Source organism: Streptomyces sp. NPDC057474, assembly GCF_042802555.1.
In the GTDB taxonomy this organism is placed as follows: Bacteria; Actinomycetota; Actinomycetes; order Streptomycetales; family Streptomycetaceae; genus Streptomyces.
This window is the reverse complement of sequence record NZ_JBHVDX010000040.1, coordinates 37,314-54,778: the sequence shown is the minus strand read 5'-3', so window position 1 is coordinate 54,778 and position 17,465 is coordinate 37,314. Positions and strand designations below refer to the sequence as shown.

Here is a 17,465-nt window from a genome sequence, read left to right as displayed (position 1 = left end):
GTCCGTCCCCTCCCCCGAGTAAGGACGGACCGCCGTCGCGTTCCACGTTCCTGCACGGCGAACGCCCTGTTCAACACCTGTCAGCCCGCTGTGGCACGGAAGTGACCATTCCGCCAAGGTGTCCGCACCGGGCCACGACGACGACACGCGGACGTCATTCCTTCCTGCAGTCACCCGGCGCACGAAGCCGATGTGCAGGTCGTCTCCCCGCCGATGTGCAGGTCGTCTTCGCGCCGACGTGCAGGCCGTCTTCGCGCCGACGTGCAGGCCGCCTCTACGCAGACGCGCAAGGCGCCTCCGGGCCGGCGTGCAGGCTGCCTCGCAGCCGGTGCGCGGGCGCGCTGAAGCCGGTGCGCGGCCGCCTCGCGCCCCCTCGTCGCGCCCTTCGCTTCGCCTCATGAGGCCGTTCGAGTCACTCCATCGCGCTGTCCGAACGCCACGGCGCCGGTGTCCATACCGGTGGGAACCGGGTCACCCGCGACCGTCGTCACCTGCTCAGACCCGCCCTTGAGCCGAGGAGACAGCCGATGAGCGCCTGGCAGCCGCTGCCGGACGAACTCCCCCTGGAGGTACGGCATTTCGTCGAGCAGCTGCGCCTGCTGAAGGACCGCACGGGACTCAGCCTCGTCGCGCTCGGCGCGCGCACCGCGTACAGCAAGTCCTCCTGGCAGCGGTACCTCAACGGCACCCAGCCCCCGCCCCGCCAGGCGGTCGTCGCCCTGTGCCGGGTGGCCGGGGAGGACGCCGAACGCTTCGGAATCCGCTGGGAACTGGCCGTACGGGCCTGGCCGCGCCCGGCACCCCAGACGGTGTCCCTGTCCCAGCCGCCGAACCTCGCGGGGGCGGGTGAGCGGGAAGCAGCAGGGGCAGGGGCAGGGGCAGGGGCAGGGGCGGGTGAGCGGGCCGGGGCGGGGGCCGACTCGGAGGCGTACGAGGACGACCCCACGCTCCCTTGGTGGGACACCCCCGCCGACGCGCCGAACCCTCGCCCACCCGGCCGTACCGCCCTGCTCGCCGCCCTTGCCATCCTGATCGCCCTTGCCCTCGTCGGCGCCGCGCTGATAGGGGCCGTCACGCTGCCGTGACGGCCCCTCGACCGGCGTCGCGGGCACGAGCCGGGACACCGGCCGGCATCAGCGGAATCCGCCTTCGCCGGCCCGTGTCAGCGGAATCCCGTATGCCGGCCGGTGCTGACGCACGAAGCCGCCTTTCACCGGCCGGTGCCGCCAGACCCCTCAGCCCCGCCAGTTGTACGCGGCGACCTTCCACTTCGAGCCGATCTTGACGTAGTACTCCCCGTCGAGCCGCTTGAAGGTCACCTCGTTCTCCAGGCCCGTGTAGGTGACCTTGCCGTCGCTGTACGGCCCGTCCAGGAAGCCGTCGGCCTGCCCGAAGGTCTCCTTGCCGACGATCCCGTCGACGTCCTCGAGGTCTTCCTGCGCCTGCCAGTACTTGGTCGCCGAGCGGGTCTTCCAGCCGAAGAACCCGTCGATGTCCCCCTGGGTGAAGGTGTGCAGATCCCCGCTGGAGTCCTTCCACTTGGCGCCGTCGGCGTACAGGACGCTCTGCCACAGCCGCGTCGCGTTGCTCTTGGAGTGCGAGTTGACGGACAGCGTGCCCTCGTCGCCCCAGTCGTTGTACGCGGCACCGGAGCCGTCGACGACGTGCGGCCCGGAAGCCGTGGCGAGCGGAGCGGCGACGCCGAGCGCGAGCCCGGCCGAAGCCGTCACGGCGACGGCCCCGAGCAGCAGCCTGGCCTTGAGTTGCATGTGATCCCCCTGGTCCCCGTTGACCTTCCGACATTCACTGACGCATACGGTCCGCACGAGCCCCGGCCGACCGGCGAGGCGTACGAGCGCCGAGGCGCCCGCCGATGTGTACGAGGTGTACGAGCCCCCGTTCGACTCGCGTGACTGTGCATGTGTGGTCGTTGTGTCGATGTGTTGACAAGTTCGAGGATTCGCCATCGCCCCGCTCAACACCAGGGCTAACGTGAGCATTTGGGACGGTCCGGGACGTCCCGTGCGTGGACCTGCGATTCCGCCCGGATATTCGGGATGCCGGTGGGACACTGGACCGCAGACCGTCGGGGGGCGTGCAGCGCCGCGTGATCCGGTCCGAAATGCTCCTGCGCGCCCCTTTCCAGGGAACTGACATCCCGACCGGGCGCATCCCAGTGGGTAGGCCAGAACGGGGCTCCGGGGAGGGCCTCAGGCCAGGTCCCGGACCAGGATTCAGCGAGGGCGTCATGCGCGGCACAGGGATAGCGGGCACGGGGGGAAAGTTCAGAGTCGTACGGAGAGTCGTACGGGGGGAAGAGGGGGGAAGCAATGCCTCGTTGGAGGGCCTTGCCCGATGAACTCGATCCACAGGTCAGGGAGTTCGCGGGCCAACTGCGCCGGCTCGTCGACCGCAGTGGACTGAGCATCGCAGCGGTGGCCGACCGCACGGGCTACAGCAAGACGTCCTGGGAGCGGTATCTCAACGGCAGACTGCTCGCGCCGAAAGGCGCGATCGTCGCGTTGGCCGAGGTGACCGGTACCGATCCCGTCCATCTGACCACCATGTGGGAGCTGGCCGAGCGTGCCTGGAGCCGTTCGGAGATGCGCCACGACATGACCATGGAAGCGATCCGTATCTCCCAGGCGCGTGCCGCCCTGGGCGAGACGGGCGGCCAGTCCACCGTCAAGGGCGGCAGGAACGGCAGGGGGAGCCGGAGCGCGACCGCGACACCGGGCGTGGCGGGCCCGGCGGGCGTCTCACCGACGGTCCCGCCACAGCCGCGCTCCTCGGGCGAGGGGCGCACCTCGCGCCCGCCGTACGGGGGTTCGGCCACGCCGTCCACCTCGTCACCGTCCTCTTCGTCCTCGTCCTCCTCGTCCTCCTCCGCCCCGCCGTACGGCGGGGGCGGAGGGGCGGTCGCCGGGGGCGCGTCGCGCATCAGCTGGGGAACGTCGCCGTCGTCGTCCTCGTCGACGTCATCGCCATCGACGTCATCGCCATCGGCTTCGTCGCCGTCGGGTCTGGCCGGGGGGCCGCCCTCGCCGGTTTCTTCGGGCTCGGGCTCGGGCTCGGCTGCGTCGGCGTCCTCGGCCCGTGTCCCGGCCGGCGCGTCAGTTTCCGGTGGGGCCCAGGTTTCCGGTGGCGCCTCGGTTCCGTCCGGTGTCTTCGGCCCGCCGCCGGGTGGCGGCGGCCGATCCGACGACGGTGACTCCCAGCCGAAGCGGCGGGTGACGATGTTCCTCGCGGGAGTGGTCGGCGCGCTCGTCGTGATCGCGGCGGCCTTCTTCATCACCAACGGTGACGGGAAGAACCAGGCGGGGGACAAGCCGTCCACCTCCCCGTCGACCTCGATCGGCACGAACCCCGACCTCCCGGCCGGCGTGAAGTGCAGCGGCAAGGACTGCGACGGCAAGGACCCCGAGACCATGGGGTGCATCGGCAACCTCGTGCGGACCACCGACGAGGCCACGGTGGGCACCACGAGGGTCGAGGTCCGCTACAGCAAGACCTGCCAGGCGGCCTGGGCCCGCATCACCGGCGCCGCCCAGGGCGACGAGGTCCAGGTCGCGGCCGGCGGGACCAAGCAGACCGCCGCCATCGAAGCGGCCGGCGACAACATCGCCTACACCCAGATGGTCGCCGTGAAGGACGCGGGCGAGGCCACGGCCTGCGCGACGCTGGCTTCGGGGCAGAAGGGGTGCACGGGGTAGCGGGTTGGATGGGGGAGGGGGCGCGCCCCCTCCCCCATGGGGCGCGGGGCTGTGACATGTGCGGCTCCGCCGCGGGACGCGACCGGCCCTCACCGGGCCGGCAGTCGCCATGACCCACCGTAATCACCCCGCCCGAAAAAGTAATCACGACGTAAGTGGAATGCCCGCCGAACTCCGGGGCATGCGGACAGTACCCCCACGGGAGTCCGGCCCACCCGGGAGATCGACACCCCCTCCCGGCCCGGCACCCCCACAAGGCGGCCGCCTTGGTCCCTCTCTCCCGGACCGGCGGCCGCCTCTTCGTGCCGCCCTCCTGCGGAGGGCGGCGCGAACGGACTTGTGGGGTGGGCCACACGAACCCCGGCCGTCCGGGATCCCGGATGCGCGATAGCCTGACCACCGATCTCTCTTGATGCCAAGAGATCGATCATTTGTACGTCCCACGGGGCGGGGACGCCCCACCGCCAGCTGTCATACGGAGAACGCCATGACCCGCACTCCCGTGAACGTCACCGTCACCGGCGCGGCCGGCCAGATCGGTTACGCCCTGCTCTTCCGCATTGCCTCCGGCCAGCTGCTCGGCGCGGACGTGCCGGTCAAGTTGCGCCTGCTGGAGATCACGCCGGCGCTGAAGGCCGCCGAGGGCACCGCCATGGAGCTCGACGACTGCGCCTTCCCGCTCCTTCAGGGCATCGACATCACGGACGACCCGAACGTGGCCTTCGACGGCGCCAACGTAGGCCTGCTTGTCGGCGCCCGCCCCCGTACCAAGGGCATGGAGCGCGGCGACCTCCTCGAGGCCAACGGCGGCATCTTCAAGCCGCAGGGCAAGGCCATCAACGACAACGCCGCGGACGACATCAAGGTCCTCGTCGTCGGCAACCCGGCCAACACCAACGCCCTCATCGCCCAGGCCGCCGCGCCGGACGTCCCGGCCGAGCGCTTCACCGCGATGACCCGCCTGGACCACAACCGCGCGCTGACCCAGCTGTCGAAGAAGACGGGCGTCCCGGTCTCCGAGATCCAGAAGCTCACGATCTGGGGCAACCACTCCGCGACCCAGTACCCGGACATCTTCCACGCCACGGTCGCCGGCAAGAACGCCGCCGAGGTCGTCAACGACGAGAAGTGGCTCGCCGAGGACTTCATCCCGACCGTCGCCAAGCGCGGCGCCGCCATCATCGAGGCCCGTGGCGCCTCGTCGGCCGCGTCCGCCGCCAACGCCGCCATCGACCACGTCTACACCTGGGTCAACGGCACCGCCGAGGGCGACTGGGCCTCCATGGGCATCCCGTCCGACGGTTCGTACGGTGTGGCCGAGGGGCTCATCTCCTCCTTCCCCGTCACCGTCAAGGACGGCAAGTACGAGATCGTCCAGGGCCTGGAGATCAACGAGTTCTCCCGCGCCCGTATCGACGCCTCGGTCCAGGAGCTGGCGGAGGAGCGCGACGCGGTCCGCGCGCTCGGCCTCATCTGAGAAATCCCGTAGCCGACGTCCTATAGCTTGCTCGCACAGGCTCTGTCCCGGTTTCGACCAGGACGGGGCCTGTTCGGCGTGTACGCCGCTATCGTCGGTTGACGCACGTCGTGAGAACGCCGACGGCGGCAAGGGGGACATGATGACGCGCTGGGACCCGCACCAAGGACGCTGGGTGGACGACCCTCCCGGACGCGGCAGCCCCTGGTCGCGCACGACCGCCGTCATCGTCCTCGCGGCATTGCTCGGCGGCGGCGCCGGTTTCGGCGTGTGGGCCCTGTCCCGGGACGACGGCACGACCCGTACGACCTCCACGAACAGCTCCCCGCCGACACCCTCGCCCTCCGTCTCTTCGGCGGGCCCGGAGGACGACGGGAACACCGCCCCGGCCACGCCGAAGCAGTCGGGCGCGGACGCGGACGGCGGCTCGGGCGGGGATGCGGGCTCGGACGCCGACTCGGACCCGGGCGGTGCCCCCGGTTACGTACGCTCCGACGACCCGGCCGGCTTCACCGTCGATGTCCCCTCCGGCTGGAACCGCACCGCGAAGACGCCGACGGACAAGCCGACGGTCGTGACCTACGAGTCCCCGGACGGCAGCCGGACCCTCCAGCTCTTTTTGGTCAGCGAGGGCACCCCCGCCGAGTCCATGGACCTGGCCGAGAACGAGAGCTACGGCTTCGCCCGCCTCCCCGGCTATCGCGTCCTCGACCGTTCCGCCCCCGACGACGAGAGCTACTCCGAGGTCGTCTACCGCTTCGACGGCGAAGGCGAGCCGGGCCCCCGCCAGGTCATCGACCACCGCTTCCGCACAGCCGACGACACCATCTACGGAGTCCGCCTCAGCGCCCCCGAGTCGACCCCACTCGACGAACTGCGCGAGCCGGTCACGATGGTGGTCACGTCCCTGTGCCCGACGGGGGTGACCTGCGTACGGGGTTGAGCGCGGGGCGGCGTACGAGGACGGGCGCGTGCTGCGGCTCGACCGGAACCGGAACCGGAACCGGAACCGGGGCTGGGGCGGGGCAGGGGCAGGGGCGGGGCCGGGGACAGGGACGGGCGCGGGCCGCGTCACCGTCGCCGTGGCGTCGCGAGCCTCTTCTCGAAGAAGTGGGCCCCGTACACGTCGTCGTTGTACCGCGGAATCTCCGTGTACCCGCACGCCCGGTACATCGCCTGCGCCTCCGTCAACGAGGCATGCGTATCGAGCCGTACGACGCCGAAACCGCGCTCGGCGGCCTCCCGCTCCAGCTCGCCGAGCAGCCGCCGGGCGAGCCCGAGCCGTCGGGCCCCGGGACGCACCCACACGTGCTTGATCTCCCCGACCCGGGCCCCGGGATCGAGCGTCCGCAGCGCCCCGCACCCCACGGCCCGCTCCTCCTCGTAGGCGATGAGGAAGGCCCCGGCGTCCCCCGAGACCTCATGGGGCGGCACGAGGGTGGCCGGGTCGTATCCCTCGGGAAACCGCTGGTCGATGTCGGCGGCGTAGGCGTCGAGGCAGGTCCGGGCGTCGTCCGACCCGCCGTCCACGACCTCGACGCGGATCGCGGCGAGCCGCAGCAGCCTCCGCGCGGCTCCCAGTGCATCGGTCAACTCGTCCCGCTGCGCCGGACTCAGCCCGCGCAGCAGCCCCTCGGCCAGCGCGTCGGCCCGCCGGTTCTGCTCCGCGACCTCGGAACGCCCCGCCGACGTCAACGCGGCGACCCGCACCCGACTGTCTTGGCCATGCACCCCGACCCGGACCAGCCCCTGCCCCTCCAGCGCCCTGACCATCCGGCTCAGATACCCGGCGTCCAGCCCGAGCCGGGCCCGCAGCTCGCGAAGCGAAGCCCCCTCCCCGCCTTCGCCGACCTCCCCGATCTCGAAGAGCAGCCGCGCCTCCCCGAGCGGCCGGTCCTGTCCGAGGTAGTGATCGTCCAACGCGCCGATACGACGAGTGAAGTACCGATTGAACCGCCGCAGGCTCCGCACATCCCGCACGGCCACCGGCTCGGACTGCTGCTTGGCCTCCATATTTCTTTGACCTTAGTCAAGGGAATGCGGGATGTCGATGGGCTCTCGCAGCGAACGGGGCGATGGTTCAGCGGATTCTTGCGAGGAACCCGCGGGGCCTCCTTGCCGTTCGACGGATCGGGTACGCGGACGGATGAGCCGGACCGACTCGGGGTGATCTGTCCACGCGGGCCGTGTGACTGGGCGCGCAGGACCGGCGGGCGCCTCTGGAGGACGACCACGACGACGAGTTCCGGTACGACCGCCAGCCGGTCGGAGCGTCGCAGGGGCTCGGCCCCGACCACGTGGTGCATGTCGGCACGGCCGGTAAATCGCTCGCGCCGGGGCTGCGGCTCGGGTGGCTGGTGCTGCCGCCGTCGCTCGTCGCGGAGGTCGTCGCGGCGAAGGGCGGTACCGACTGGTCCCCCGGGGCCCGGACCAGCTGCCCCTGGCGGAGTTCATCACCTCCGGCGCCTAGACCGTCACATCCGCGCCTCCCGACTCCGCTACCGGCGCCGCCGTGACGCCCTGATCGAGGCCCTGGCCGCCCGCGCCCCCTCCGTCCACGCCACCGGCATCGCGGCCGGCCTCACGCCGTCCTCCCACTCCCGCCCGGCACCGGGGGCTCGGTCGTCCGCGCGGCCGTCCGGCGAGGCCTGGCCGTCCACGGCCTGACGACCAACCGCCACCCCGACTAGCTCACCGAACGGACCGACGCCCTGGTCGTCGGCTACGGAACCGTTGCCCCGAACCGTCCTGGGCGAGCTGGTCCCCGGCGTACTCGTCCCCGGGGCGGCGACACGCATCCTGTGCGTGGTCCGGGCCCGGGAGCCCCCGCGGCCGGAGGCCGCTGATGGACACGGGCCCTGCACGACCCGGCCGAATCGGTACAGCCAGAGGCGACGGAGAGGCCCTGAACCATCACACCGGTGAAGCAGGGGCCCCGCACGCTGACGCCGTACCCCGCGTCCCAGATCGCAGATCGCACGATCACGCCAACCCAAACAGCCCAGGACAACGCAAGCCAGCAAGCGGACGATCACACGATCGAGCTAATTCGACCTCGTACGCACTCCTTGGTGAGCAGCTAACAACCCCACCGGACCACGCCTGGACAGGCGACCTCGACGCCCTGTGCGCGGCCCTGCCCTGACCATTCCACTCTCGACACCCCAGTCCCGCCCGAACGCACCGACGCTCTACGGGCCCAGGCGATCCGGTCGCTGAAGGTGATCCGCCGTTCACGGTCAGCCCTCCGCACCCGGTTGGCCCCTCGCAGGACTCGATCATTAGTCTGAGCGCCGATAAAGCACACATAAGTCGGCGGCCGGTCATCGTGCGGCGCATCGCGAACCGGCCCCGGTACAGCAGGGCCTATGAGCCCGACGGGGGAGCACACATGGGAGAACAGCGCAGGCGGCTGCGGTCCAGCACGGTCGTACTCGGTGGGATGGGTGTCGTCGCGGCGGCCCTGACCTCCTGCGGTTCCGATCCGGACCGCCGCTGCGTGGACCGCGACAGCTACGACTACGCCAACGGCTACAAGATCATCGCCGACAAGAACTGCAACTCGAGCTCCTCCTCGTCGTCGTACGGCAAGAACCGCAAGAGCAACAGCAGTGGCAACCGGAGCCAGACAGGCTCGGTCGACGCCGCCTGGTACTACGACGCGGACGCCAGCGGCGGCTGGGCCGACTACGGCACGTTCAGCCGCAGCGAGGCGGTCGACCGGGACGGCTTCGGCTGCTCGGGCTCCGGCTCCGGCGGCGGCTGACCCGGCGGAAGAGGCAGAACCATGGAACGCCGCACGATCGAACCCCGGCCGGGATGGCAGGAGACCGTCGAGGAACAGGGGCTCATCTACCCGCTGACCCGCCACCCGGACGGCTCCCTGCGCCCGTACTGGGACGAGAGCGCGTACTACGTCTTCTCGCTCCCCGAGGTCGAGGCACTGGAGGAGGTCGTCGAGGAACTGCACGGCATGTGCCTGGCCGCAGCCGAGCACATCGTGGCCGAGGGCCGCTTCGCCGACCTCGGCATCACCGACCCGCACCTCGTCGGCCTCGTCGCCGAGGCGTGGCGCCGGCGGGCCGAACTGCCGTCCGTCTACGGCCGCTTCGACCTCCGCTACGACGGGACCGGCCCCGCCAAGCTGCTGGAGTACAACGCCGACACCCCGACCTCGCTCGTCGAGGCGGCCAGCCCCCAATGGTTCTGGATGGAGGAACGCTTTCCGGGAGCCGACCAGTGGAACTCCCTCCACGAACGTCTCGTCGACGCCTGGAAGAAGCAGTCCCCCCTCCTCCCGCCGGGCAGCCCCCTCTACTTCGCGCACTCCGCCGGAGACGAGCTCGGCGAGGACCTGATGACGGTCGCCTATCTGAAGGAGACCGCCGAACAGGCCGGACTCGACACCGACTGGATCTCCATGGAGGACATCGGCTGGGACCGCCTCTCCGACCGCTTCGTCGACAAGAAGCTCCGCTTCATCCGCAGCATCTTCAAGCTCTATCCCTGGGAGTGGCTCACCACCGAGCGCTTCGCCCCCCATGTCCTCGCCACCCTCGACAACGGCGGCGGCACCGGGACCACGATGTGGATCGAGCCCATCTGGAAGATGCTCCTGAGCAACAAGGCACTCCTCGCCGTCCTCTGGGAGCTGTACCCCGGTCACCCCAATCTCCTCGCCGCCTATCTCGACGGCCCCCGCGAACTGGCCACCACCGCCGGCTACGTCGCCAAGCCCCTCCTCGGCCGCGAGGGCGCCGGTGTCACCCTCCACGAACCGGGCTCCGACCCCGTCCCCCGCGAAGAGCCCTGCTGCTACCAGGAGTTGGCCCCCCTCCCGGCCTTCGACGACAACCACGTCGTCCTCGGCGCCTGGGTCGTCGAGAACGAGTCGGCCGGCCTCGGCATCCGCGAGTCGTCGGGCCTGGTCACGGACGAGTACGCCCGCTTCCTCCCGCACGTGATCCTCTGACGCCCACAACCCCCTCCGCCTCCTCTCGTCGTTCGTATGGTGGACGCCCGGGCCCGGGCGTCCACGGCGCCCGATAGGGTGACCGGTGGGCCGTGACTGGCGCGCTGGGATGGGACGGACCATCGGGGAGCGGCCCGGGAAAGATGAGTGCCGTGCGCCTGGGCCGTACCGTGAACGCTGAACGCAACGTCCGGAGGTCCCCATGTCAGCCGAGCCCCTCTCCCACGAGTCCACCGCCTTCCGTGCCGCCCTCGATGTGATCCGCGCCGTCGAGCCGCGCGTGGCCGACGCCATCGGCCAGGAGGTCACCGACCAGCGCGAGATGCTCAAGCTGATCGCCTCCGAGAACTACGCCTCCCCGGCCACCCTCCTGGCCATGGGCAACTGGTTCAGCGACAAGTACGCCGAGGGCACCATCGGCCGCCGCTTCTACGCCGGCTGCCGCAACGTCGACACCGTCGAGTCCCTCGCCGCCGAGCACGCCAAGGAACTCTTCGGCGCCCGCCACGCCTACGTCCAGCCGCACTCCGGCATCGACGCCAACCTCGTGGCCTTCTGGTCCGTCCTCGCCGACCGCGTCGAAGTCCCTTTCCTGGAGAAGGCCGGCGTCCGCCAGGTCAACGATCTCTCCGAGGCCGACTGGGCCGAGCTCCGCCAGGCCTTCGGCAACCAGCGCATGCTCGGCATGTCCCTGGACGCCGGCGGCCACCTCACCCACGGCTTCCGCCCGAACATCTCCGGCAAGATGTTCGATCAGCGCTCCTACGGCACCGACCCCGCGAGCGGCCTCATCGACTACGAGGCCCTGCGCACCTCCGCCCGTGACTTCAAGCCGCTGATCATCGTCGCCGGCTACTCCGCCTACCCCCGTCTCGTGAACTTCCGGATCATGCGCGAGATCGCCGACGAGGTCGGCGCCACGCTCATGGTGGACATGGCGCACTTCGCGGGCCTCGTCGCCGGCAAGGTCCTCACCGGCGACTTCGACCCGGTGCCGCACGCCCAGATCGTCACCACGACCACCCACAAGTCGCTGCGCGGCCCGCGCGGCGGCATGGTCCTGTGCGACGACTCCCTCAAGGACCAGGTCGACCGCGGCTGCCCGATGGTCCTCGGCGGCCCCCTCCCGCACGTCATGGCCGCCAAGGCCGTCGCCCTCGCCGAGGCCCGGCAGCCCGCCTTCCAGGGCTATGCCCAGCGCATCGTCGACAACTCCCGCGCCCTCGCCGAGGGCCTGATGCGCCGTGGTGCCACCCTCGTCACCGGCGGCACCGACAACCACCTCAACCTGATCGACGTCGCCACCTCCTACGGTCTCACCGGCCGCCAGGCCGAGGCCGCGCTGCTCGACTCCGGCATCGTCACCAACCGCAACGCGATCCCGGCCGACCCGAACGGCGCCTGGTACACCTCCGGCATCCGCATCGGTACGCCCGCGCTGACCACGCGTGGTCTGGGCACCGCCGAGATGGACGAGGTCGCCGGTCTCATCGACCGGGTCCTCACCACCACCGAGGCCGGCACCACCAAGTCGGGCGCCCCCTCCAAGGCCCAGCACATCCTCGACGCGAAGGTCGCCGACGAGATCTCCCGCCGCGCCACCGACCTCGTCGCCGGCTTCCCGCTGTACCCGGAGATCGACCTCGGCTGACCCCCTCACCGCCGTCGGTCAGGCGTCCAGCAGCTCCTGACGGGGCTCCCGCGGCGGCTCGGGCTCGTGCCGGGCCGCCGCGCGGCGCAGGAGGAGCGTGGCGCCTCCGGAGCCGAGGAGCAGGCCCACGGCCAGGGCGGGTATCGCCCAGCGGGCCCGGTCGTTCAGGCCGGGTGTGCTTGTCGTGGCCGGGGCGTCGGTGGTCGTCGTCCCGGTGTCGGCCAGTGCATCCGTCGACGGCAGCTCGCCCTGCGCCGGGCCGCCGGAGGCCTTCCCCAGGACTCCGAGCCCGGTGAGCAGGTCGCGCAGCTGCTCCGGATGCTTCGCCCTGTGCCAGACGACGTCGCCCGGAGCGACGGTGTTCTCCGCGATGTCCAGCCTCGTGTGGATCCAGACGTTCTTTGCGTCGGTCGCGGCCGTATGCACCTGGTCCACCCGCCAGGGCGTCACGTCATGGGCCATCCACGTCACGGTGACCATGTCGCTGACCTGCTCTCCCCATATGCCCTCCCTTCCCCACTCCGGAGCCTCCTCCCGGCTCCCGTCGAGCTCGGAGCCCGCAGGGGCGAGGAGCCTCTGCAGAAGGTCGTACGCCTCCTCTGTGCCGTACAGCGACCCCGTTCGATGGCCGGTCGGTGAGACCAGCAGCACGCTGGTCGGCCCGCCCGCCGCCGAGGGCGGAGCCCCCAGCAGGAGCAGGGCTAAAGCCGTCATCAACGCGCCCACCATCGCCGTCAGTTGTCGTACTCCACGCATCCGACACCCCCGATCGATCCCGGTGCGGCCCGTCCGCACTCGCGGTGTCATTCCTGGTACACCGCTCGAACCGCCGGGGTTCCCACCCGGGAGGGACCGATTTCGGGGCCTGGTGGAAGCACGCATCGTCCGAGGCAAGAACCCTCTACTCCAACGACTCCGCGATCTCCCGCGCCCGCGCCTTCGACGCCACGCCCTCCAGCCGCAGCGTGAACTCCTCGTCGTGGACCCACAGCAGGGTGGGCCCCGCCGTGCGCTCGGAGCGGGTGAAGCGGGAGCCGTCCTCGGAGGTCATCCAGAAGCGCAGGAGGTGCGGCTCGGGAAACCACAAACCGGCGTGCATGCTCGCGCTCAGCTCGACCCACTCGACGGCCTGCTCACCTGCCACGGCCTTGTCGTACCCGGGAGCCAGCCGGGCCGCGTACTCGTCGAGCCGGACGGTGTGTCCCCGCTCGTCCCAGCACAGGGTGATCACGAAGCGGTCCTTCGGCGCACGCGACACGGACACCGCGTCCGGGTTGCCCAGCGCGCCCGGCACGAGCGGAGCGAACCCCGCCCGCCGCTCGGCCTCGGCGAGCGGGACCGGGTCCGGGCAGCCCGGCACACTCGCCCCGGGCGAAGGCGCCGCCGACGGGTCGTACCGCACCTCGACCCCGCCGAAGTGGAACCAGTCGGCCACCGCCGCCCGCACCGGAGGGCTGAGGACGAGGGCTGTGAGCAGCCCGCACAGCGCGGCGGTCAGCGCGCGCCAGCGGAGCCGGGCCCACCGGCGCACCGCCCGCAGCCGCTCGCCGGGCCCCGGCGGCTCGGCCACCGGGGTCGGCACCCGATCGGCGAGTATCTGCTGCAGGACCCGCTCGACCATGGTCTCGTCCTCGTCGGTCCCCGGCCGGTCCAGAGCCCGCCCGAGCGCCCGCAACTCCTCGGGCAACCGGACATCCCGGGCATCACCCTCCGTGATCCCGCCGTTCTGATCCTGTACCCGGTCCTCTCTCTCGTCCGGCTCACTCACCCCCGTCACCTCCTCCCCCCTTGCCCAGGGCTTCCTCCGGCTCGAACTGCGGCAGCAGTCGGCCCAGCTTGCGCAGCGCTCGGCTCAGGCGGGACTTCACCGTGCCCCGGGGCCAGCCCAGGGCGGCCGCTGTCTCCGGCTCGTCCATCTCCAGCAGATAGCGGTAGGTGACGACCAGCCGGTGCTCCTCGCTCAGCTTCTCCAAGGCGCGCAGGAGCGCGACGCGGCGCTCTATCTCCAGCGCGGCGACCGCCGGGTCGGCCGAGGGCGGTATCAAGGGCTCGGCCTCGACGAAGGCCGCCTCACGGTCGGCCAGGGACCGCTGGCGCCCGGCTGTCCGCACTGTGTTCCTCGTCTCATTGGCCACGATCGACAGCAACCACGGCCGGAACGCGGCGCCGTCCCGGAAGCGGCCCAGTGAGCAGTACGCCTTGAAGAAGGCCTGCTGCACCACATCCTCCGCGTCCGCACCGGCGCCGAGCGCCCGGGCCGCCCGCAGCGCGATGCCCGTGTGGGCGCGCACCAGCTCCGCATACGCCTCCGGCTCACCGGCGCGTACACGAGCGATCACCGCGGCCTCATCGACGATGCGGCCCCCCTCCCGCGTTCTCACAAAATGGGTACACCGTCCGAGCCGGATCGGTTCCCACCCGTGTCACATCTGTTTCCGGTCGGTTCCGGAACGGGCCCGGATACCTGAGAGAATGGTGAGCATGGCCTCTGATCGACCCCGCGTGCTCTCCGGCATCCAGCCCACCGCCGGCTCGTTCCACCTCGGCAACTACCTCGGCGCCGTCCGCCAGTGGGTGGCTCTGCAGGAGTCCCACGACGCGTTCTACATGGTCGTCGACCTGCATGCGATCACCGTGGCGCAGGACCCCGCGGACCTGCGCGCCAACACCCGGCTCGCCGCCGCGCAGCTGCTCGCCGTCGGTCTCGACCCGGAGCGGTGCACGCTCTTCGTCCAGAGCCACGTCCCCGAGCACGCGCAGCTCGGCTGGGTCATGAACTGCCTCACCGGCTTCGGCGAGGCCTCCCGCATGACCCAGTTCAAGGACAAGTCCGCCAAGCAGGGCGCCGACCGCGCGAGCGTCGGCCTCTTCACGTACCCGATCCTCCAGGTCGCCGACATCCTGCTGTACCAGGCGGACGAGGTGCCGGTCGGCGAGGACCAGCGCCAGCACATCGAGCTCACCCGTGACCTCGCCGAGCGCTTCAACGGCCGCTTCGGCCAGACCTTCACGATCCCGAAGCCGTACATCCTGAAGGAGACGGCGAAGATCTACGACCTTCAGGACCCCGCGAGCAAGATGAGCAAGTCGGCGTCGACCCCGAAGGGGTTGATCAACCTGCTCGACGACCCGAAGGTCACCGCCAAGAAGGTCAAGAGCGCGGTCACCGACACCGACACGGTGATCCGCTTCGACACCGCGGAGAAGCCGGGCGTCAGCAACCTGCTCAGCATCTACTCGACGCTGACGGGGGCGGGTATCGCGGAACTGGAGCAGAAGTACGTCGGCAAGGGCTACGGTGCGCTCAAGACGGATCTCGCCGAGGTCATGGTCGAGTTCGTGACGCCTTTCCGGGAGCGCACCCAGCAGTATCTGGACGACCCGGAGACGCTCGACTCGATCCTGGCGAAGGGGGCCGAGAAGGCGCGCGCCGTCGCCGCGGAGACGCTCTCCCAGGCGTACGACAAGGTGGGCTTCCTGCCCGCCAAGCACTGAGCCGCACCACCTCTGCCCCCGAGCGCCGATCGCACCACCGGTCGCACCACCGACAGCGCCGCACATCACTCCCGCTGCGCCTGCCCGGAACACCGCCGTGGCCGTACAGTCGATAGCCGGTGCGACGGACTGCGACCAACAAGGACATTCGACAACACGCATGACACGACGACAGGAGACGACGTGGGGGCCGTAACGATCGGTGTGTCGATCGCGGTCCCGGAGCCCCATGGCAGCCAGCTCCAGGAGCGGCGCGCGGGCTTCGGCGACGCCGCGGCTCACGGCATCCCCACCCATGTCACGCTGCTGCCGCCGACCGAGGTCGAGGCCACCGCGCTGCCGGCGATCGAGACGCACCTCACCGAGGTCGCGGCGGCCGGCCGGCCCTTCCCGATGCGGCTGTCCGGCACGGGAACGTTCCGTCCGGTGTCGCCCGTCGTGTTCGTGCAGATCGTCGAGGGGGCCGAGGCCTGCACCTGGCTGCAGAAGCAGGTCCGGGACGCCTCGGGGCCGGTGGCGCGCGAGCTGAACTTCCCGTACCACCCGCATGTCACCGTGGCGCACGGCATCGCCGAGGAGGCGATGGACCGGGCGTTCGAGGAGCTCGCCGCGTACGAGGCCCAGTGGCCCTGCACCGGCTTCGCGCTCTACGAGCAGGGCGCCGACGGGGTCTGGCGCAAGCTGCGCGAGTTCACGTTCGGCGGGTCCGTCGTCCCGCCGCAGGCGGGGGCGCCGGCGGGGGACACGACGCTTCCGGCGCACTGACGCGGACCGCTGCGAACCGCTCCGCGGGGCGGGGTGGGGTGGGGTACGAGGGAGGCGCGTGCTCATGCGCAGGACCGTGGTGGCGCTGCTCGCCGTGTTCACCTTCGCCGTGGCCGGGTGCGGCGCGCAGGGTGGTTCGCCGGAGCAGGAGCATGGGGATGGGCCCGGGAGTGCGTCCGGGGAGGGGTCTGGGAACACCTCCGGGGAGGCGGCCGGGGAATCGTCCAGTGGTTCCACGAAGAACGGCATGTCCTGGTCGTACGATCGGATTCTCGACGGTTCCGCGACCCTGGGGGACCTGGCCGTGGTCGCCGAGGACGACCTCTGGGCGTACGGCAGCCGGGACGGCGCGGGCGGGGCCCGGGAACAGTTCCTTCTGCGCTACGACGGCACGGAGTGGAGGGAACAGCCCTTTCCCGAAGGCGTTGTCGGCACGGACGTCATGGATGTCCGGCTGGACGCGGTCGCGGCGGGGGCCGTCGGATCCGTGGAGGTCTGGCTCTCCACGGCCACCGGGTACGGCGGTCAGGGCGGGACACGGATCGCCCGCTGGGACGGCACGTCCTGGTCCGCGCTGGAGTCGGTACCGAGGGGGCGGCTCGTCGACCTCGCGGCGTTCGGGCCGGACGACGTCTGGGTCCTCGACGGCGAAAACCGGGCACAGCACTGGGACGGCACCCGGTGGACCACCATGACCCTGCCCGTCGGGGGCGTCGCCTCACTCGACGGCATCACGACGGACGATCTGTGGGCCGTCGGGTATCGGGACACCGACGCGGGGGCCGGCGCCGGCGAGACCGAGCTCACACAGCCTGCCGCGGTGCACTGGGACGGGCGGGCGTGGGAGCGCACCGAGACCCCCGAGTACCACTTCCCGGAGCCGGTGCCGCCCGAGCCCGGCGCGTCGCTGGACCTCGTCGTCGCGCTGGCGGAGGACGACGTACGCGCCTACGGGTCGCACTCCTTCAACCACGGCGAGGTCGAGGACGAGCCGGACGACGAGGCGGTGCGCATCCGCTGGGACGGGAAGGGATGGGTGGATCAGGCGGCGGTCGCGGGGGAGTGCGCCGAGCGGGTGCCGGTGTTGGGGGACGGGGCCAAGGGGCAGTTCCTGGACGGCAATTGGTATCTCGGTGCGGATGGCACGTGCGTCAAGATCACGCGGTCCCGGTTGCCGAACGAGGGTGGGGTGCGGAAGGACTCCCGGCAGTCGCTCTGGCTGGATGAGCTGGCGCGGCTGCCGGGGACGGACCGGGTGATCGGGGTGGGGCACGTTCAGGTCAACCAGAGTGGGAATCCGATGAGCAAGGCGGTTGTGGTGTCGCTCCGGGAGGGGTGATCGGGCGCCTCGCGCGGCTGCGGACTTGTGTGTGTCGGGGGCTCGCGCAGTTT

Annotated in this window: 15 protein-coding genes, 1 pseudogene and 1 riboswitch; of the genes and pseudogenes, 11 read left to right on the top strand and 5 right to left on the bottom strand. The window is 71.0% G+C overall.

From position 1 onward, the window contains the following. Positions 1–527 precede the first annotated feature (527 nt). Entirely contained in the window at positions 528–1,085 is a 558-nt protein-coding gene (locus ACFU53_RS14735; protein WP_383990982.1) for a helix-turn-helix domain-containing protein, read from the top strand. Positions 1,086–1,235: 150 nt separating this feature from the next. Here ACFU53_RS14735 and ACFU53_RS14730 read toward each other — a convergent pair whose 3' ends face one another. After that, positions 1,236–1,769 carry a peptidoglycan-binding protein gene (locus tag ACFU53_RS14730; protein ID WP_383990979.1) on the bottom strand — a complete coding sequence of 178 codons (534 nt, stop codon included), beginning with the start codon at positions 1,767–1,769 and terminating at the stop codon, positions 1,236–1,238. A gap of 561 nt (positions 1,770–2,330) precedes the next feature. Between ACFU53_RS14730 and ACFU53_RS14725 the strand changes: the two genes are divergently transcribed. The 3 genes from ACFU53_RS14725 (at position 2,331) to ACFU53_RS14715 (ending at position 6,133) form a co-directional block, all read left to right on the top strand. Next, positions 2,331–3,713, top strand: coding sequence for a DUF2690 domain-containing protein (locus ACFU53_RS14725; RefSeq protein ID WP_383990976.1), 1,383 nt, complete (start codon positions 2,331–2,333; stop codon positions 3,711–3,713). A gap of 487 nt (positions 3,714–4,200) precedes the next feature. After that, positions 4,201–5,190, top strand: a complete 990-nt coding sequence (locus tag ACFU53_RS14720; protein ID WP_383990973.1) for a malate dehydrogenase — start codon at positions 4,201–4,203, stop codon at positions 5,188–5,190. A 175-nt stretch (positions 5,191–5,365) separates the two neighbouring features. Then, entirely contained in the window at positions 5,366–6,133 is a 768-nt protein-coding gene (locus ACFU53_RS14715; RefSeq protein WP_383990970.1) for a hypothetical protein, read from the top strand. A gap of 128 nt (positions 6,134–6,261) precedes the next feature. Here ACFU53_RS14715 and ACFU53_RS14710 read toward each other — a convergent pair whose 3' ends face one another. Further along, positions 6,262–7,203 carry a GNAT family N-acetyltransferase gene (locus ACFU53_RS14710; protein ID WP_383990967.1) on the bottom strand — a complete coding sequence of 314 codons (942 nt, stop codon included), beginning with the start codon at positions 7,201–7,203 and terminating at the stop codon, positions 6,262–6,264. Positions 7,204–7,287: 84 nt separating this feature from the next. Between ACFU53_RS14710 and ACFU53_RS14705 the strand changes: the two are divergent. The 4 genes and pseudogenes from ACFU53_RS14705 to ACFU53_RS14690 form a co-directional block, all read left to right on the top strand. Continuing rightward, positions 7,288–8,036: pseudogene (locus ACFU53_RS14705) on the top strand (hypothetical protein); the annotation flags it as partial. A 545-nt stretch (positions 8,037–8,581) separates the two neighbouring features. Further along, entirely contained in the window at positions 8,582–8,956 is a 375-nt protein-coding gene (locus tag ACFU53_RS14700) for a hypothetical protein (RefSeq protein ID WP_383990964.1), read from the top strand. Positions 8,957–8,977: 21 nt separating this feature from the next. Beyond that, complete coding sequence (locus tag ACFU53_RS14695; protein WP_383990961.1) at positions 8,978–10,162, top strand: glutathionylspermidine synthase family protein; 1,185 nt, start codon at positions 8,978–8,980, stop codon at positions 10,160–10,162. Positions 10,163–10,244: 82 nt separating this feature from the next. Then, a riboswitch (ZMP/ZTP riboswitch) is annotated at positions 10,245–10,333 on the top strand. 31 nt (positions 10,334–10,364) lie between these two features. Continuing rightward, on the top strand, positions 10,365–11,813 hold the full coding sequence (locus ACFU53_RS14690; protein ID WP_383990959.1) for a glycine hydroxymethyltransferase: 1,449 nt from the start codon (positions 10,365–10,367) through the stop codon (positions 11,811–11,813). Positions 11,814–11,831: 18 nt separating this feature from the next. On the opposite strand, the gene ACFU53_RS14685 is transcribed toward ACFU53_RS14690, so the two are convergent. The 3 genes from ACFU53_RS14685 to ACFU53_RS14675 all read right to left on the bottom strand — a co-directional run bounded on the left by ACFU53_RS14685 (position 11,832) and on the right by ACFU53_RS14675 (position 14,194). Continuing rightward, complete coding sequence (locus ACFU53_RS14685) at positions 11,832–12,569, bottom strand: hypothetical protein (protein ID WP_383990956.1); 738 nt, start codon at positions 12,567–12,569, stop codon at positions 11,832–11,834. Between the two features lie 145 nt (positions 12,570–12,714). Continuing rightward, a complete protein-coding gene (locus tag ACFU53_RS14680; RefSeq protein WP_383990953.1) occupies positions 12,715–13,581 on the bottom strand; it encodes a hypothetical protein in 867 nt (288 codons plus the stop codon). Then, positions 13,574–14,194 carry an RNA polymerase sigma factor gene (locus ACFU53_RS14675; RefSeq protein ID WP_383990950.1) on the bottom strand — a complete coding sequence of 207 codons (621 nt, stop codon included), beginning with the start codon at positions 14,192–14,194 and terminating at the stop codon, positions 13,574–13,576. The genes ACFU53_RS14680 and ACFU53_RS14675 overlap by 8 nt, the downstream gene beginning before the upstream one ends. 100 nt (positions 14,195–14,294) lie before the next feature. Between ACFU53_RS14675 and trpS the strand changes: the two genes are divergently transcribed. From trpS to ACFU53_RS14660, 3 genes are all read left to right on the top strand, one after another. Next, complete coding sequence (gene trpS / locus ACFU53_RS14670) at positions 14,295–15,308, top strand: tryptophan--tRNA ligase (RefSeq protein ID WP_383990947.1); 1,014 nt, start codon at positions 14,295–14,297, stop codon at positions 15,306–15,308. A 183-nt stretch (positions 15,309–15,491) separates the two neighbouring features. After that, on the top strand, positions 15,492–16,073 hold the full coding sequence (locus ACFU53_RS14665) for a 2'-5' RNA ligase family protein (protein WP_383990944.1): 582 nt from the start codon (positions 15,492–15,494) through the stop codon (positions 16,071–16,073). 64 nt (positions 16,074–16,137) lie between these two features. Next, the gene (locus ACFU53_RS14660) at positions 16,138–17,412 is read left to right on the top strand and encodes a hypothetical protein (RefSeq protein ID WP_383990941.1); all 1,275 of its coding nucleotides are present in this window, start codon (positions 16,138–16,140) and stop codon (positions 17,410–17,412) included. Positions 17,413–17,465: the final 53 nt, after the last annotated feature.

Bases quoted from the DNA above. Each gene is read 5' to 3' on its own strand.
- ACFU53_RS14735 (WP_383990982.1), top strand. From the start codon at position 528: ATGAGCGCCTGGCAGCCGCTGCCGGACGAACTCCCCCTGGAGGTACGG.
- ACFU53_RS14730 (WP_383990979.1), bottom strand. From the start codon at position 1,769: ATGCAACTCAAGGCCAGGCTGCTGCTCGGGGCCGTCGCCGTGACGGCT.
- ACFU53_RS14725 (WP_383990976.1), top strand. From the start codon at position 2,331: ATGCCTCGTTGGAGGGCCTTGCCCGATGAACTCGATCCACAGGTCAGG.
- ACFU53_RS14720 (WP_383990973.1), top strand. From the start codon at position 4,201: ATGACCCGCACTCCCGTGAACGTCACCGTCACCGGCGCGGCCGGCCAG.
- ACFU53_RS14710 (WP_383990967.1), bottom strand. From the start codon at position 7,203: ATGGAGGCCAAGCAGCAGTCCGAGCCGGTGGCCGTGCGGGATGTGCGG.
- ACFU53_RS14700 (WP_383990964.1), top strand. From the start codon at position 8,582: ATGGGAGAACAGCGCAGGCGGCTGCGGTCCAGCACGGTCGTACTCGGT.
- ACFU53_RS14695 (WP_383990961.1), top strand. From the start codon at position 8,978: ATGGAACGCCGCACGATCGAACCCCGGCCGGGATGGCAGGAGACCGTC.
- ACFU53_RS14690 (WP_383990959.1), top strand. From the start codon at position 10,365: ATGTCAGCCGAGCCCCTCTCCCACGAGTCCACCGCCTTCCGTGCCGCC.
- ACFU53_RS14685 (WP_383990956.1), bottom strand. From the start codon at position 12,569: ATGCGTGGAGTACGACAACTGACGGCGATGGTGGGCGCGTTGATGACG.
- trpS (WP_383990947.1), top strand. From the start codon at position 14,295: ATGGCCTCTGATCGACCCCGCGTGCTCTCCGGCATCCAGCCCACCGCC.
- ACFU53_RS14660 (WP_383990941.1), top strand. From the start codon at position 16,138: ATGCGCAGGACCGTGGTGGCGCTGCTCGCCGTGTTCACCTTCGCCGTG.